The sequence below is a fragment of the Collinsella tanakaei YIT 12063 genome (assembly GCF_000225705.1).
Classification (GTDB): domain Bacteria; phylum Actinomycetota; class Coriobacteriia; order Coriobacteriales; family Coriobacteriaceae; genus Collinsella; species Collinsella tanakaei.
The window spans coordinates 65254-79671 of the sequence record NZ_JH126467.1 but is presented as its reverse complement, the minus strand read 5'-3'; the positions used below and the strand labels follow the sequence as shown (position 1 = coordinate 79671).

Genomic DNA, 14418 nt, shown 5'->3' with positions numbered 1-14418 from the left:
TTGTCTGCATCGTCGCGCTCGTCCTATTCCAAACCTTCAAAGGAGAAGGAGCTTGGATGTTCGTTAACCTCGATACTGTCTGGAGAGGTTTTGTCCCGGACCCTTCGTATATTACCGCAGAAACCAAAACGGAATTAAACGATGCGATTGCCTTCTCCGCCCTCGCGGGAACCGTTTTCCTACCATTTATCGACCTTATCGCCTGCATCCTTTTTTCCAAGGCGGCATACGACGACAATCAACTTATTCTTTCCATAGCACGAGGTAGCTCTAATTGGCGCGCGGCGTTCTCGAGCCTGGCAGTAATATCGCTACCAATCCACGCCTTATTCGCAATCTCATCTCTTTCTATGTCTTTGACGCTATCCCAACAATACGGGCTTCAACCCGATAGCATCGCAGAAGTTGTAAGGACACTGCTACCGAACCTAGCGCTTGTATCCGCTGTGAACCAATCATTCTTAGTATGCTGTCTTGCTATTGACCGGATTACACAGAACCACATCGTTTCGATCGGAATCATGTCTGCAGCCTTCATCGCTACATGTGTACTGCAAATGGCTCAGCCAGAATCGATTATTCCCGTTCACGCAGGCTATTGGTTCACATTATGCAGTACCCGAAGCAGCGTCGACCTCGCGCTGGGTGCCTTACTTTTTTCAACGACTTCCTCGCTCATCGCATTTGGAATCCTAGCAACCGCCCTGAATATGAGGACGCGCAGGGCCTAGCACGTTGCCCCTGAAAGCATTGCAAGCAGAATGCGCAGGACTTTGCGCCCACAACGATCACCACGACAGATTAGCTTCCTGCATGCCCATCCACATCAACACATACCTCATCTGGGATTGCCCCCCTACCCCCCTGTGGTACCCTTGCAAACTTGAGGGGGGGGAACACAAATGATTGCAATCGATCTTGCCGGCATTTGTTGAGGAAAACGAAAATGCCCAGGCGAGAGCTTGCAAGCATGCACTGAACATTTGAAGACGCCCTTCGCTGCAAGAGCAATGCGATTCCATACAAGACGCGCACGGCGTGTGAAACCAACTCAAGGAAGGCCGCCCATGACAGACGCCATAACACGAGACAACTACGCAGATGCCAATGCTCGAGCAATCGACGGGTGGAATGCAGACGGCTGGGAATGGGGCACGCCCATAAGCCATGAGGACTATCTGCGCGCATGCCAAGGCGACTGGGAAATGCTGCTCACGCCGACCAAGCCGGTTCCGCACGAATGGTGTCCGGCGGACATGACGGGCCTGCGCGTGCTTGGACTCGCCTGCGGCGGCGCGCAGCAGATGCCCATCTTCGCCGCCCTTGGCGCCGTGTGCACCGTACTGGACTACACCCCCAGCCAGCTTGAATCTGAGCGCATGGTCGCCCAGCGCGAGGGTTATGAGATCGAAATTGTTCGCGCCGACATGTCCAAGCCCCTGCCCTTTGAAGACGCGAGCTTCGATATGATCTTTCACCCGGTCTCCAATTGCTACATTGAAGAAGTCAAGCCGCTATGGCTCGAATGCAACCGCATTTTGAAACCCGGCGGCAGACTGCTTGCGGGGCTGGACAACGGCTTTGGCTACGTGTTCGACTACCCCGACGAAGAGCGAGCGATCTACGGCCTGCCGTTCAATCCACTGGTTAATCCCGAGCATATGGCAGCGCTTGACCCGGTTGAGGACGGAATCCAGTTCTCGCACACGCTGGAAGACCAGATTCGCGGCCAGCTGCAGGCCGGGTTCCAACTGGTCGACTGCTACGAGGATACCTATGGCGAGGGGCGCCTGTATGAGATGAACATCCCCACGTTTTGGGCAACGTATGCGGTAAAGCCGCTGTAGAGCGCTCCGTTTAGCGCAACCTGGAACCAGGCAACGGGCTCGTTGACGGTCAGCGTATAGACAGAAGGCCCGATGACGGCCCGCGGCTCCCTGTTTTTATGGCACCGCGGGCCAGCCGCCAGGTTCCATAACACCTTTTGAAGAACCGTCCCCATTCCCGATAGCAGCTGAGGGCCACGAGGCGGAGGACGGGCGCGTGCGGAGAAACGTCTGCTCCCCGCCGCGCGGCCCCAAGCTGAGAAAACCGCGGATTACCGCAACGTACACCGTCTAGGCCAGACCCATGCGGTCGTCCACCTCATCGTCTGGAATATATTCCAGCAGGTCGCCCGGCTGACAGTCGAGAGCCCGGCATATAGCATCCAGCGTCGAGAAGCGCACGGCGCTGATCTTACCCGTTTTGATGCGCGATAAATTCACCGGCGATATTCCGATGCGCTCCGCCAGGTCCTTGCCGTTGACCTTTCGCTGCGCCAGCATGCGGTCGAGCCTCAGCACAATCACAATGCCACCGCCCTACAGCAACTCGTCATCTTGTTGCTGCAAGATAGCGCCGTATTCCAGAATGCGGGCGAACACCAACAGAAAAAACCCATAACGCAAAGCCACGGTTGGAAATCCGGATATATGGAAAGCGACCCCGCGTAGCCCATGGTCGCCAGCAGCACCTCGATTACCGCCCACACCACCAGCGAGGGTACGATGGATGCTAGCACGGCGATCGCTCCGATACGCTTGACCCGGTGCGCGGCGACGGAGCCGAAGGGGCGCCTAGTGGAAGCGACCTCGCTGAAAAAGCGACCCGCGACCGCCGGCGCCCACGCCATGAGCAGCATAGACAGCTCGCGCGCATCGGATGCCTCATGGATCAACGCCTTTTTCATTGCGGACGCCTCCTTTACCGTTGGAAGAGAGTGAACCGGATGGCCTTTATCCTCCTCTATTCAACGTATAGAATATCATAATTAATGTTTATTATTGATTATTTTCAGAGAGCATACCGTTCGCATACTTCCTCCTATACAGGCTTGACATATGAGCATACGTTCATATAATCATAAATAGTTCAATGTATGAGCATGTGTTCATATGAAAGGAGGAGAATATGGCCGAGGAGAACGCCACGTCCCAACCGACGCACGCTGTCTGCGAAAGCGACGGCATGCCAGAAGAAGAACTGCTGTACGATCTCGCAGACCTCTTCAAGGTGTTCAGCGACACCACGCGCATCAAGATCCTATACGCATTGATGTCCGACGAGCTCAGCGTCAACGACCTTGCCGAGGCCATCGGCACGTCGCAGTCGGCCGTCTCGCACCAGCTGCGCATCTTGAAGCAATCCCACCTGGTCAAATTCCGCCGCGACGGGAGAAACATCCATTACTCCCTGGCAGACGACCACGTGCTCACCATCTTGGACCAGGGTCTCACCCATATCTGCGAGTAAACCAACGCCGTAAAATACGCGCCCGCGGGCGCGACGCATTAGAAAGGAATCCAACCATGCGTAAGTCTTTCAAGCTCGATGAGATCGATTGCGCCGTCTGCGCCGGCAAGCTCGAGGACGCTATCAAGAAGCTCGACGGCGTGACCGACGCCAAGGTCAACTTCCTCACCCAAAAACTCACCCTCGAGGCGGACGATACCTCCTTTGACCAGGTGCTTGACGCCGTTGTCAAGCTCACCGCCGACATCGAGCCCGACTGCGAGATCCTGCGCTAGACATCAGCGAACCACCACGCAACGACGGATTACCGTCGCCTTCCCCGTAAGCTCTTAGACATGCTGGCGGCATCGCCACGGGAGAAACAATGAACAAGAAGCAAAAGAAATGGCTCAAGCGCATCTTGATCGCGCTCGTCATCTTCTTCGCCATCATGGTCGCGGACCATCTGGGGCTGCTGGCGCTGGCGTTCGGCGAGCCCGGCGCGCTGTACGCGAGCTTTGTCCTATACCTTATCCCCTACCTTATCGCCGGGCACGACGTGCTCGCCAAGGCATGGCGAAACATCCGCCGCGGCGAAGCCTTTGACGAAAGCTTCCTCATGGCTATCGCCACCGTGGGCGCATTCGCGATGATCCTCTTTCCGGACACCGAGCCGCACATGGCCGAGGGAGCCGCGGTCATGCTCTTCTACCAGATAGGCGAGCTATTCCAGAGCTACGCCGTGGGCAAGAGCCGCAAGTCCATCGCCGACATGATGGACATCGCGCCGGACTACGCCAACATCGAGCGCGACGGCGCGCTTGAGCAGGTCGATCCGGACGAGGTCGCCGTAGGGAGCGTCATCGTGGTCAAACCCGGCGAGCGCGTACCCATCGACGGCATGGTGGTGGAGGGCTCCTCGCAGCTGGACACCGCCGCGCTCACTGGCGAGTCCATACCCCGTCACGTGGAGGAGGGCGCAGAGGTAATCTCCGGCTGCATCAACATGACCGGACTTCTGCGCGTGCGCACCACCAAGCTCTTCGGCGCATCGACCGTGAGCCGCATCCTCGAGCTGGTCGAGAACGCGAGCGAGAAAAAGGCCAAGACCGAGAACTTCATCACCCGCTTCGCGCGCGTCTACACGCCCGCCGTCACCTTCGCCGCGCTGGCCATCGCCGTCATACCGCCGCTTCTGGGCATGGGCGCCTGGGCGGATTGGATCTTGCGCGGCCTCACCTTCCTGGTAGTCAGCTGCCCGTGCGCCCTGGTCATCAGCGTACCGCTCTCCTTCTTTGGCGGCATCGGCGGTGCCAGCCGCTTGGGCATCCTGGTCAAGGGCTCCAACTACCTGGAAGCGCTCTCCCGCGTCGACACCGTGGTATTCGACAAGACCGGCACCCTTACCTCCGGCACCTTCAACGTGGTGGCGATCCACCCCGAAGAATCCATCGACCCCGACTACCTGCTCGATCTCGCCGCTCACGCAGAAGCGTTCTCAGACCATCCCATCGCCGTCTCCGTAAAGGCCGCCTATAGCGGCAAGATCGACCAGGCGCGCGTCGACAAGGTCACCGAGGAATCCGGCCACGGCGTCTCCGCCCGGGTGGACGAGCACGTGGTCATGGTGGGCAACGACAAGCTCATGGCGGCGCACGGATCGAGCTGGCATGATTGCGAGCTCACGGGCACCATCCTGCACGTATCCGTAGACGGCCGCTACATTGGCCATATCGTGATCGCAGACGTGGTAAAAGACGATGCCAAGCAGGCCGTCCGCGACCTGCACGCCGCCGGTGTCGAGCGCTGCATCATGCTCACCGGCGACCGCGAGGACGTCGCGGCCGCAGTCGCCAAGCAGCTTGGCCTGGACGAGTACCATGCGCAGCTGCTCCCCGGCGATAAGGTCGAGCGCGTCGAGCAGATCATGGACGGCGTGCGCGACAACCTCGCTTTTGTTGGCGACGGCATCAACGATGCCCCCGTTCTCACCCGCGCCGACGTGGGCATCGCCATGGGCGCTATGGGCTCGGACGCCGCCATCGAGGCCGCCGACATCGTCCTTATGGACGACAAGCCCTCAAACATCGCCCGCGCCATCAGCGTCGCCCGCAAAACCATGGCGATCGTGTGGCAGAACATCATCTTCGCCATCGGCGTCAAAGTCATCATCCTGGTGCTTGCCGCCTTTGGTATCGCCAACATGTGGCTGGCCGTCTTTGGCGATGTGGGCGTAGCGGTCATCGCGATCCTCAACGCCATGCGCGCCATGAACGTCAAGGAGCTCTAGGCGATCATCCGGACGCGCGCCCGGCTTGCAGGCATCGACAAAGCCCCCTTTGCATACCGCGTTCGCAGATGCAAAGGGGGCTTATTGCGTTGCGTTAAATCCAAGCCTGCGAGCCAAGAGCCGCGGCACCTCTTCTTCGCCTAGTTGGACGAGGTCTTCTTGCGCACGACCACCTTGAGCGAGGGAGAAAGGCGTACCACCGTGGAGATACCGGTGCCGGAAAGGCGCGCGGCAGGGTCGAGCGACGCCTGCTCCACAGTGGTCTGGATACCGGGAATGCTTGCAAGCAGGCGCTGCAGGGCTTCGCTGTGCGGAGCCATCAGCTCGCCCGCCTCGCCGCGAAATAGCGGAACGTGCATGTTGCCCACCTCCCAGCCGACGCGGGCTACAAGCGCGGGGTCAACCGGCTGGGACGCGGTGAAGCGGATTCGCACCACGCGGGCGGAGCGCAACTGCACCGCGACCACCACGGGCTTGCCGCCGGATGCGGACGCGGGTGCTGTGGCGGCGCATGGCTCAACCGAAGACGCGTGGGCCGTCAACGTGTCAGGGGCGACATCGCACCCCAACACGTCGCCGTCTTTGAGACCAATCTCCTCCACCCGCTCGCCCAGGCGAATCTCCACCACGCGACCGGCGCCGCTCTTCACCACGAGGCGGCGCGCGTGCACCTGGTCCCACTCAAGGTCAACGTAATCAACCTCAAAGGGCGCGCCCAGCCTGCGCTGCAGCGCGATGACGCTCGACGGGTCGTTGATGTTTCCCAAAACCTCGGTGCACAGCATGCAGAGAGCCTCCTTGTTGTTGCGAGCAACCAACGCCTAGCGTTCGACGCACTCGATGTAAGCTTTCAACTTGCTGAAGGAGTCGTCGGAAAGGCAGTGCTCCATATGGCATGCCTCCTCCGCCGCCACGTGCGAGTCAACACCGGCAGCCGACAGCAGATCGCGGAAGAACAGGTGCTGCTCCAGCACGTGCTCGGCACGCGCAAGGCCTTTTTCCGTTAGACGGACATCTCGCTTCGCCATCTCGACATAGCCGCGCTCCTCTAGCATCGACATGGCCTTGGAAACGCTCGCTTTGGTGACACCCAGCTGATCGGCGATATCCACGGACCTCACCACGCCGTGCGCGCGGTGCAGCATGAGAATCGCCTCCAGATAGTCCTCGCCAGATTCCCTCAGTGCCATAGCCTTCCCTGCTTTCCGTACGTTATAAAAAGCGCTCCGTCGCGCTATTCGCTAGTTAGTCATAGCTTACACTAGCGAAAACGAGACGGAGCGCAAGTCAGTTAGACAAGGTTAATCAAATTGCCAGATTTGCAAAGCCGGGTCAAGCCTACCCAGCGGCAAACCCTCGCGACTTTAACCCTAGTCCAGAACCTCGACCAGCTCGATATCGAAGTTGAGATCCTTGCCTGCCAGCTCGTGGTTGGCATCGAGCTTGACGCCCTCGGGAGTAACCTCGCATACGGAAACGGGTACAGGCATGCCACCCGGCCCCTGCAGGAACAGCTTCATGCCGACCTCGATCTTCTCGAAATCGGGCACCTGGTCGGCGGGGAAGAAGAGGATCATGTCCTCGCTGCGCTCGCCATAGGCCTCGGCAGCGGGAATGTGAACGGTCCTCTTCTCGCCAACGGCCATATCGAGCACGGCGGCGTCGAAGCCCTTGATCATCTGGCCGGCGCCGGCAACAAACTCGATGGGCTCGCCGCGGTCGTAGGAGCAGTCGAACTGGGTGCCGTCATCCAGCGTACCGCGGTAGTGCGCGCGGACCTTCTTGCCTTCATTGGACATGGAAATCCTCTTTCAGTCGAAAACACTTGCCGGCAACTCGCCGGCAACACCGCTCCACTATACCCGACTATCCAGCAACTCATGCAAGATGCGCTCACGATTATTGATAAAGAGCTCTGTTATCTGGTAGCTCTCGGTCTCCTCGTACGCCACGCGGCGCAGCTCTCCCCCATCAAAGGAAACGATCTGCGCGCCGGGAAGTCCCAGCAGGATGGGCGAATGAGTCGCAACGATCAGCTGGCTGCCGTGTCGTGCGAGCTGATCCATCTCGTAGAGTAAGGTGAGCTGACGTGAGGGCGAGAGCGCCGCCTCAGGCTCGTCCAAGAAATACAAGCCGTTTTCCTTAGAGGAATCTTGGATAAAGCCTAAGAACGCCTCGCCATGGCTCATTTCATGCAGATACGCCCTGCGCCCCGTCGCGGGGTTGTGGTATCTTACGCCGGACGTCCCCGGGAGGAGACTGCACGCCTCCGCCTCGGTCGCCACGTTGTAGAAGCTCTCCGCCCGCAAAAAGAACGTGGTCCACGGTTGCAGCCGTCCACGACGCATGAAGACGCCCTCGTAGAGCGCGGAGTGGGAATCGCGCGTGGAGAAGGCGTAGTTGCGCGTGCCGCCCTCCGGGTTGAGGCCGTATGCGACCGCCATGGCCTCGATGAGCGTCGACTTACCCGATCCGTTTTCACCGACTAGAAACGTCACGTTGGAATCAAACTGCAGCGGAGTCGCGCCCAGGCTCGCCAGCACCGGGATCTGACGAAGATAGGCATCGCCGTGGACGTGCTCCCACAGCACCTGGACCGATGATATGAACAACTCGCCTTCGAGCATGGCTATCGCCGCCTTTGTCGACATAAATCGCGCCACCTTCTGCAGCGCCCAGCCGCCCGCCGTGCAGATGTGACGGATAATTGCACAGATTTGATATTTGCCTTTGTATACCCCGGAAGCGCACTTTTTCTACCAGCACCTTCTCTTGCCTGGAAGGCCTGTCTACTTCGACTTTTTCAAAATCGATGCAATTATCCATCGCAACTGCACATCGCGGTCGCACCACAGCGGAGAACCACCGTCTGGAAAGCATCGTTTTTCGACATCTGCACGCCAAAAAACGCTACAGTCTACTGCCGGGGCCCATCTGGGTAAGAAGGACCCCGGCAAAACAGAAGCCCGCTCGCAGGAAAACCCCAGGAAGAAAGGAAAGATCCATGTGCTCAAGCGCCTCGGGAAACGCCGTGCGCACAGCAGTCATCACAACAACAAGCGGCGACCGCAGCATCCAGGCAACCGTGACGCGCAAGCACGTGAAGAACCTCAACCTGCGCGTCCACGCAGACGGCACGGTGACCATGAGCATACCCATGCGAACCAGCATCGCCCGGGCGCAGGATTTCCTTGACCGCAAGGCTCCCTGGATAGCGCAGCGGCTCGAGTGCATCGAGGCTGCGCGTAACAGCCGGGGCATCATCCATCCTGCGGCAGCGCCCGCGGACAGCGCAGACGCCGTAACAAAGCCGCGCCTGCTTCTATGGGGTGAAGAGGTAGATGCATACAGCACCCTGCAAAAACATGGCCTTCTACCAGAAGTCTTCGGTGGCGCGGACAGCAACGCCGCCGGCGCCGGCATCGACACCGCCCGGTTGCAGCGCCTGGTAGACGTCCTATACAAACAGGAAGTCGCCCGCGCAATTCCGCAAATAGCCCAACCCCTGGAGTCCGCTATGGGCGTCGCCGCGAGCCGCTGGCAGGTACGCAGCATGAAGACGCGCTGGGGATCGTGCACGCCAAAAACGGCGGCGATCCGCATCAACTCGCAGCTCGCCGCCTATCCAATCGATTGTCTAAACTTTGTTGTCGCGCACGAGCTGGTCCACCTTATGGAACCCAGCCACAACGCGCGCTTCCACATGCTGCTCGACGTCTACTGCCCGCGCAACCGCGAACTCGCCGCACAGCTCAAGCACGCGCCCGCCTAGCGCAGGCGCTCGATCTCTACGCCCACCGAGCGCAGCGGCAGGCCCACCGGGGCCCAGGGCTTCTCGATGCGTAGGCGCACGCCTAAAAGCTGCGCGTATCCATCCAGCAGGCGCTCGGCCAACGACTCCGCCATGCGCTCCACCAGCTTAAACGTATGGTCGCGCAAAAACCCGTCTATGTCGTGGCACACCGCGCCGTAATCGATTGATGCATCCAAATCGTCGGTCTGCCCCGCGCGGCGCGTGTCGCAATACAGCGTCGCGGAAACCACGAACTTCTGGCCTAGCTTGTTCTCTTCCTCGTACACGCCGTGGTTGGCAAACACCTCCAGCCCGTCGATGAAGATCTTGTCCGCCAGCGCGATCTGCTCCGCGCTCACGTGCGCCAGAGCGCCGCGTCGCGCGGGCAGGCCGGAACCGTCTCGGCGCGCGAGCACGCCGCGGTCGTCCTCGATGCTCTCGGTCAGTTTCTTCTCACTCATAGCAATCGCTTCCCTACCACGTAATCGTGAGATTCTTCTTCCCATCCGGCCAATTGCACAGCTCGCGGGCAGGGCACGCATAGCAGGCGCGCGCGGCTTTGTCGGCATAGCGCAAAGCATCTGCCAGCGCACCAGCGCTGCACACGCCCTCGGCAGACGCGCCCCCAGCGCAGCCGGCACTCGTTCTGTGATGTGTGATCGCCGCGAGAATCTGCTCGCATTCGCCAGACGAGAATCTCTTGTCCTGCTCTACCGTACCCAAAATCTCGGCCGCAATCCGCGGGCCCGCAATATCATGCGGCTCTCCGCTCTCATATTCATCGGCCCGCCCAATATCGTGCAGCAATGCCGCGGCATACACCACGTCGCGCGCAACCTTTGGACAATGCACATCGGCCGCCGCATCGACTACCATCGCGCCACCATCCGCCGCATCGCCACCCGACAACGCGTCGGCATACGGCGCCGCAACGCCACGCTCCAGCAAGACAGTCCAGGCGATGCGCGCAACATCCAAGAAGTGCTGCAGGTCATGGCTGCAAAACGCCCTGTCGCGCTCAGCGCGTTGCAAAGCTCGATATCGCTCTTGATATACCGGATGGTTCCAAACGGCATCGACCCGCGGCATGGCCCGGGAACGGTCGGTCGCCATTACCCGCGGTCCAACATGTTGAAAAAGCGCTGCTCCAGAGCCGGATCGTCCTCAAAGACGCCGCGACGCGCCAGCGTCACCGTCTTGGTCCCGGGCTTTTGCACGCCGCGCATGGTCATGCACATGTGCTCGGCCTCCATCAGCACTATTACGCCCTGCGGAGCCAAGAACTCCATCATGGCGTCCGCCACCTGCGCGCACAGCTGCTCTTGCAGCTGAAGTCGACGGGCGAAGGTCTCAACCGTGCGCGCCAGCTTCGAAAGCCCCGCCACGCGGCCGTTGGGAATGTATCCAATCGCCGCCTTACCGTAAAACGGCAGCATATGGTGCTCGCACAGAGAATAGAACGTGATATCGCGCTCGATAACCAAATCATCGCTGCCAACGCTAAACGTCTTAGAGAGATGCTCGCTGCCGTCCTGGTCCATGCCCGCGGCAAGCTCGGCGTACATACGGGCGACGCGCGCCGGCGTCTCGACCAACCCCTCGCGCGACGAATCCTCGCCAATGCCCTCAAGCAACAGGCGAACCGCCTCTTCTATTTTTTGCTGGTCGACCATGGAACCTCCTGCATCTCAAACCATGCAGGTATCGTACCATCAGCGCGCGGGCGCATGGGCGTGTGTGGACGAGGATACACGAGGTTTCACGCAGCTGCTATACCGCCGCCTCCCCCGCCGCCGGGTGCAACGCTACATTCTGTGGGTCGCATACACCGGACCGTCGTCCCACAGGCAGACAGCCTCCGCCGGCGCAAATCCCGCCGCCAAGCGCTCGCGCGTGCGGTTCATATCGATCAGGCGCTGGTTGGACGACCCCCTAAAGCGCAGCGTGATGTCATAGAGATCTTGCACAAAGGGGCCGTCGACCAGAACGTCGATGCACTCAAGCAGACGATCGGTCACGTCCGTATGGTGCCTACCGCCCTCCAAAAGTTCGGCTTCCAGCGTGTCGCCCGTGAAGCACCAAATGGTTTTCGACGCGGGGGCATCACGGGGAAACTCCTTGCGCACGCGCTCCAAAAAATCCACCAGCCCGGCCTGGTTCTCCGGTTCCATGGGCTCACCGCCCAACAGCGTCAAGCCATCGATATAGACGGGACGCAGGCCCTCGATGATCTTATCCTCGACCTCGCGCGTGAAAGGCTTGCCCGCAGCGAAGTTCCAAGCAACCTCGTTAAAGCAATTCTTGCACCCGCGACGGCAGCCGCTCACAAACAGCGTGGTGCGCACGCCCTCGCCGTTAGCGATGTCGAAGTTCTTAATCTCCGCGTAGTTCATGCAAGTCATCTCCCAAATACGTGCGTGGGCCCAAGCAAATACGCGCCCGTCAACAAAACCATACACCTCCGGCGCCCTCTTGCTAACGAGCGAATCACGCTTTTGAGCACCCTGCCCGCAATCCCAAAGAAGCCCGCATTCGCGGGCTTCCAAGAAAGGATCGATTGGATATATGGAAAACCGCTCTTAACCGCTTACAGATGCAGCACGCGGTCACGGATCTCTTCCGTGCGGCCCTGGTTCCAGAACTGGGTGCCAATGTAGCCGCAGGTACGACGAGCCACGTTCAGCTTCTCCTGGTTGCGGTTGCCGCAGTTGGGGCATTCCCAGACAAGCTTGCCGTCGTCTTCCACAATGCGGATCTCGCCGTCGTAGCCGCACTCCTGGCAATAGTCGCTCTTGGTGTTGAGCTCCGCGTACATGATGTTCTCGTAGATGTACTGCATCACGCGGATAACGGCCTTGAGGTTGTCCTGCATGTTGGGCACCTCGACGTAGGAGATGGCGCCACCCGGGGACAGGCGCTGGAACTGGCTCTCAAACTTGAGCTTGTCGAACGCATCGATCTCCTCGGACACGTGGACGTGGTAGCTGTTGGTGATATAGCCCTTGTCCGTGACGCCGGGGATGATGCCGAAACGGCGCTGCAGGCACTTAGCGAACTTGTAGGTGGTCGACTCCAGCGGCGTGCCGTAGATGGAGTAGTCGATGTTCTCCGCGGCCTTCCACTCGTTGCACTTGTCATTCATGTGCTGCATGACTTCCATGGCGAACGGGGTGCCGTTCTCGTCCGTATGGCTGTAGCCGGTCATGTACTTCACGCACTCATAGAGGCCCGCATAGCCCAGGCTGATGGTCGAGTAGCCGCCATAGAGCAGCTTGTCGATGGTCTCGCCCTTGTCAAGGCGGGCCAGCGCACCATACTGCCACAGGATGGGCGCGGCATCGGACAGGGTGCCCAACAGGCGCTCGTGACGGCAGCGCAGGGCTTTGTGGCACAGCTCCAGGCGCTCGTCGAAGATCTTCCAGAACTTCTCCTTGTCCTGATGGGAGGACAACGCGACATCCGGCAGGTTGATGGTGACCACGCCCTGGTTGAAGCGCCCGTAGTACTTGGGCTTGCCGGGCTCGTAGTTGAGCGCGCGGGCCACGTTGTCATAGCCGTTGCCGGAACGGTCCGGGGTGAGGAAGCTGCGACAGCCCATGCAGGTGTAGCAATCGCCGTTGCCCTCGGTCTCCCCCTTGGAGAGCTTGAGCTCGCGCATCTTCTTCTCAGAGATGTAGTCCGGCACCATGCGCTTGGCGGTGCACTTGGCCGCCAGCTCGGTGAGGTAGAAGTACGGCGTGCCCTCGGCGACGTTGTCCTCTTCAAGCACGTAGATGAGCTTGGGGAACGCAGGGGTGATCCACACGCCCGCCTCGTTCTTCACGCCCTCGTAGCGCTGGCGCAGCGTCTCCTCGATAATCATGGCGAGGTCGCGCTTCTCAGCCTCGGAGCGGGCCTCGTTGAGGTACATGAACACGGTGACAAACGGCGCCTGGCCGTTGGTGGTCATAAGCGTGACGACCTGGTACTGGATGGTCTGGACGCCGCGGCGGATCTCATCGCGAAGACGGCCCTCGACGACCTCGGATATTTTTTCCTCGTCCGCCTCAAAGCCAAACTGGTCAAGCTCCGCCTGCACCTGACGGCGAATCTTCTGGCGACTCACCTCGACGAAGGGCGCGAGGTGCGTCAAAGAGATGGACTGGCCGCCGTACTGGCAAGATGCCACCTGGGCGATGATCTGGGTCGCGATGTTGCAGGCGGTCGAGAAGCTATGGGGGCGCTCGATGAGCGTGCCGGAGATGACCGTGCCGTTCTGCAGCATGTCCTCAAGGTTCACAAGATCGCAATTGTGCATGTGCTGGGCAAAGTAATCCGAGTCATGGAAGTGGATGAGGCCCTCGTTATGAGCGGCGACCACGTCCTCGGGCAGCAGCACGCGCTGGGTGAGGTCTTTGGAGACCTCGCCGGCCATGTAGTCGCGCTGCACCGAGTTCACCGTGGGGTTCTTGTTGGAGTTCTCCTGCTTGACCTCTTCGTTATTGCACTCAATCAGCGACAGGATTTTATCGTCCGTAGTGTTCTTGGTGCGTTTGAGCCCCTGAACGTAGCGATAGATGATATAGCGGCGGGCGACCTCATAGCGATCGAGCGCCATGATCTCGTCCTCCACCATGTCCTGGACCTCTTCGACCGAGACGGTGTGGCCGCACTTTTCGCAGGCCTCAGCGACGTTCTGCGCGGCATAGACCACCTGGCGATCGGTCAGGCGCTCGCTGTCGCCAACCTCCGCGTTCGCAGCCTTGATGGCACTGATGATTTTCTCGATATCGAACGTTACCTCGGTGCCGCTGCGCTTGATGATCTTCATGAACGCCGCTCCCTCTTCCGTAAACCCCGCGAGGCCAAGCATCTCGCGGGGAAATCCCTACCTTGCCAAGACAGCGCAACTCCCCAGGCACGGCCGGGACCGTACCAAACGTGGCTGCGTGTCTATCGATTCCCAACTACCATATCGCGCCGCCCGGACACGGTTTTCCGTGCGCGCGCGTGGCGTTTCCTCTTTTCGTGCCTGTCTATGATACACCACCTCAACGCGCTATATCCTGATTGATTCTTAAAC

17 protein-coding genes are annotated in these 14418 nt (G+C 59.9%); 6 read left to right on the top strand and 11 right to left on the bottom strand.

Features of this window, described 5'->3' with window-relative positions:
• Positions 1-56 precede the first annotated feature (56 nt).
• Both HMPREF9452_RS00375 and HMPREF9452_RS00370 read left to right on the top strand, forming a co-directional pair.
• The gene (locus HMPREF9452_RS00375) at positions 57-731 is read left to right on the top strand and encodes a hypothetical protein (protein WP_040362066.1); all 675 of its coding nucleotides are present in this window, start codon (positions 57-59) and stop codon (positions 729-731) included.
• A gap of 336 nt (positions 732-1067) precedes the next feature.
• Complete coding sequence (locus HMPREF9452_RS00370) at positions 1068-1847, top strand: class I SAM-dependent methyltransferase (RefSeq protein WP_009140104.1); 780 nt, start codon at positions 1068-1070, stop codon at positions 1845-1847.
• Between the two features lie 270 nt (positions 1848-2117).
• Here HMPREF9452_RS00370 and HMPREF9452_RS00365 read toward each other — a convergent pair whose 3' ends face one another.
• Both HMPREF9452_RS00365 and HMPREF9452_RS00360 read right to left on the bottom strand, forming a co-directional pair.
• Positions 2118-2351 carry a helix-turn-helix domain-containing protein gene (locus HMPREF9452_RS00365; protein WP_222703954.1) on the bottom strand — a complete coding sequence of 78 codons (234 nt, stop codon included), beginning with the start codon at positions 2349-2351 and terminating at the stop codon, positions 2118-2120.
• Positions 2348-2731, bottom strand: coding sequence for a hypothetical protein (locus tag HMPREF9452_RS00360; protein ID WP_009140102.1), 384 nt, complete (start codon positions 2729-2731; stop codon positions 2348-2350). The genes HMPREF9452_RS00365 and HMPREF9452_RS00360 overlap by 4 nt, the downstream gene beginning before the upstream one ends.
• A 221-nt stretch (positions 2732-2952) precedes the next feature.
• Between HMPREF9452_RS00360 and HMPREF9452_RS00355 the strand changes: the two genes are divergently transcribed.
• The 3 genes from HMPREF9452_RS00355 (at position 2953) to HMPREF9452_RS00345 (ending at position 5563) form a co-directional block, all read left to right on the top strand.
• The gene (locus HMPREF9452_RS00355; protein ID WP_009140101.1) at positions 2953-3294 is read left to right on the top strand and encodes an ArsR/SmtB family transcription factor; all 342 of its coding nucleotides are present in this window, start codon (positions 2953-2955) and stop codon (positions 3292-3294) included.
• 56 nt (positions 3295-3350) lie between these two features.
• Positions 3351-3569 carry a cation transporter gene (locus HMPREF9452_RS00350; protein WP_009140100.1) on the top strand — a complete coding sequence of 73 codons (219 nt, stop codon included), beginning with the start codon at positions 3351-3353 and terminating at the stop codon, positions 3567-3569.
• Between the two features lie 89 nt (positions 3570-3658).
• Positions 3659-5563, top strand: coding sequence for a heavy metal translocating P-type ATPase (locus tag HMPREF9452_RS00345; RefSeq protein WP_009140099.1), 1905 nt, complete (start codon positions 3659-3661; stop codon positions 5561-5563).
• Between the two features lie 140 nt (positions 5564-5703).
• Here the strand turns inward: HMPREF9452_RS00345 and HMPREF9452_RS00340 are convergent, their stop codons facing one another.
• The 4 genes from HMPREF9452_RS00340 to HMPREF9452_RS00325 all read right to left on the bottom strand — a co-directional run bounded on the left by HMPREF9452_RS00340 (position 5704) and on the right by HMPREF9452_RS00325 (position 8214).
• Positions 5704-6348 carry an urease accessory protein UreE gene (locus tag HMPREF9452_RS00340; protein ID WP_009140098.1) on the bottom strand — a complete coding sequence of 215 codons (645 nt, stop codon included), beginning with the start codon at positions 6346-6348 and terminating at the stop codon, positions 5704-5706.
• Positions 6349-6384: 36 nt separating this feature from the next.
• Positions 6385-6753: a metal-dependent transcriptional regulator gene (locus HMPREF9452_RS00335; protein ID WP_009140097.1), complete on the bottom strand. Its 369-nt coding sequence runs from the start codon at positions 6751-6753 to the stop codon at positions 6385-6387.
• A gap of 180 nt (positions 6754-6933) precedes the next feature.
• Positions 6934-7362, bottom strand: coding sequence for an FKBP-type peptidyl-prolyl cis-trans isomerase (locus HMPREF9452_RS00330; protein WP_009140096.1), 429 nt, complete (start codon positions 7360-7362; stop codon positions 6934-6936).
• A gap of 57 nt (positions 7363-7419) precedes the next feature.
• On the bottom strand, positions 7420-8214 hold the full coding sequence (locus HMPREF9452_RS00325) for an AAA family ATPase (RefSeq protein WP_232204984.1): 795 nt from the start codon (positions 8212-8214) through the stop codon (positions 7420-7422).
• A 353-nt stretch (positions 8215-8567) separates the two neighbouring features.
• On the opposite strand from HMPREF9452_RS00325, the gene HMPREF9452_RS00320 reads away from it, so the two are divergent.
• Positions 8568-9335, top strand: a complete 768-nt coding sequence (locus HMPREF9452_RS00320) for a M48 family metallopeptidase (RefSeq protein ID WP_009140094.1) — start codon at positions 8568-8570, stop codon at positions 9333-9335.
• Here the strand turns inward: HMPREF9452_RS00320 and folB are convergent.
• From folB to nrdD, 5 genes are all read right to left on the bottom strand, one after another.
• Complete coding sequence (folB, locus tag HMPREF9452_RS00315) at positions 9332-9817, bottom strand: dihydroneopterin aldolase (protein WP_009140093.1); 486 nt, start codon at positions 9815-9817, stop codon at positions 9332-9334. The genes HMPREF9452_RS00320 and folB overlap by 4 nt on opposite strands.
• Before the next feature lie 13 nt (positions 9818-9830).
• Complete coding sequence (locus HMPREF9452_RS00310) at positions 9831-10469, bottom strand: HD domain-containing protein (protein WP_009140092.1); 639 nt, start codon at positions 10467-10469, stop codon at positions 9831-9833.
• Positions 10469-11029, bottom strand: a complete 561-nt coding sequence (folE, locus tag HMPREF9452_RS00305) for a GTP cyclohydrolase I FolE (protein WP_009140091.1) — start codon at positions 11027-11029, stop codon at positions 10469-10471. Before folE ends, HMPREF9452_RS00310 begins: the two co-directional genes overlap by 1 nt.
• 132 nt (positions 11030-11161) lie before the next feature.
• Entirely contained in the window at positions 11162-11749 is a 588-nt protein-coding gene (gene nrdG / locus HMPREF9452_RS00300) for an anaerobic ribonucleoside-triphosphate reductase activating protein (RefSeq protein WP_009140090.1), read from the bottom strand.
• 194 nt (positions 11750-11943) lie between these two features.
• A complete protein-coding gene (nrdD, locus tag HMPREF9452_RS00295; protein ID WP_009140089.1) occupies positions 11944-14166 on the bottom strand; it encodes an anaerobic ribonucleoside-triphosphate reductase in 2223 nt (740 codons plus the stop codon).
• Positions 14167-14418: the final 252 nt, after the last annotated feature.

Bases quoted from the DNA above. Each gene is read 5' to 3' on its own strand.
- HMPREF9452_RS00320 (WP_009140094.1), top strand. From the start codon at position 8,568: ATGTGCTCAAGCGCCTCGGGAAACGCCGTGCGCACAGCAGTCATCACA.
- HMPREF9452_RS00340 (WP_009140098.1), bottom strand. From the start codon at position 6,348: ATGCTGTGCACCGAGGTTTTGGGAAACATCAACGACCCGTCGAGCGTC.
- HMPREF9452_RS00360 (WP_009140102.1), bottom strand. From the start codon at position 2,731: ATGAAAAAGGCGTTGATCCATGAGGCATCCGATGCGCGCGAGCTGTCT.
- HMPREF9452_RS00335 (WP_009140097.1), bottom strand. From the start codon at position 6,753: ATGGCACTGAGGGAATCTGGCGAGGACTATCTGGAGGCGATTCTCATG.
- HMPREF9452_RS00370 (WP_009140104.1), top strand. From the start codon at position 1,068: ATGACAGACGCCATAACACGAGACAACTACGCAGATGCCAATGCTCGA.
- nrdG (WP_009140090.1), bottom strand. From the start codon at position 11,749: ATGAACTACGCGGAGATTAAGAACTTCGACATCGCTAACGGCGAGGGC.
- HMPREF9452_RS00325 (WP_232204984.1), bottom strand. From the start codon at position 8,214: ATGTCGACAAAGGCGGCGATAGCCATGCTCGAAGGCGAGTTGTTCATA.
- folB (WP_009140093.1), bottom strand. From the start codon at position 9,817: ATGAGTGAGAAGAAACTGACCGAGAGCATCGAGGACGACCGCGGCGTG.
- HMPREF9452_RS00310 (WP_009140092.1), bottom strand. From the start codon at position 10,469: ATGGCGACCGACCGTTCCCGGGCCATGCCGCGGGTCGATGCCGTTTGG.
- HMPREF9452_RS00345 (WP_009140099.1), top strand. From the start codon at position 3,659: ATGAACAAGAAGCAAAAGAAATGGCTCAAGCGCATCTTGATCGCGCTC.
- folE (WP_009140091.1), bottom strand. From the start codon at position 11,029: ATGGTCGACCAGCAAAAAATAGAAGAGGCGGTTCGCCTGTTGCTTGAG.
- nrdD (WP_009140089.1), bottom strand. From the start codon at position 14,166: ATGAAGATCATCAAGCGCAGCGGCACCGAGGTAACGTTCGATATCGAG.
- HMPREF9452_RS00375 (WP_040362066.1), top strand. From the start codon at position 57: ATGTTCGTTAACCTCGATACTGTCTGGAGAGGTTTTGTCCCGGACCCT.
- HMPREF9452_RS00330 (WP_009140096.1), bottom strand. From the start codon at position 7,362: ATGTCCAATGAAGGCAAGAAGGTCCGCGCGCACTACCGCGGTACGCTG.
- HMPREF9452_RS00355 (WP_009140101.1), top strand. From the start codon at position 2,953: ATGGCCGAGGAGAACGCCACGTCCCAACCGACGCACGCTGTCTGCGAA.
- HMPREF9452_RS00350 (WP_009140100.1), top strand. From the start codon at position 3,351: ATGCGTAAGTCTTTCAAGCTCGATGAGATCGATTGCGCCGTCTGCGCC.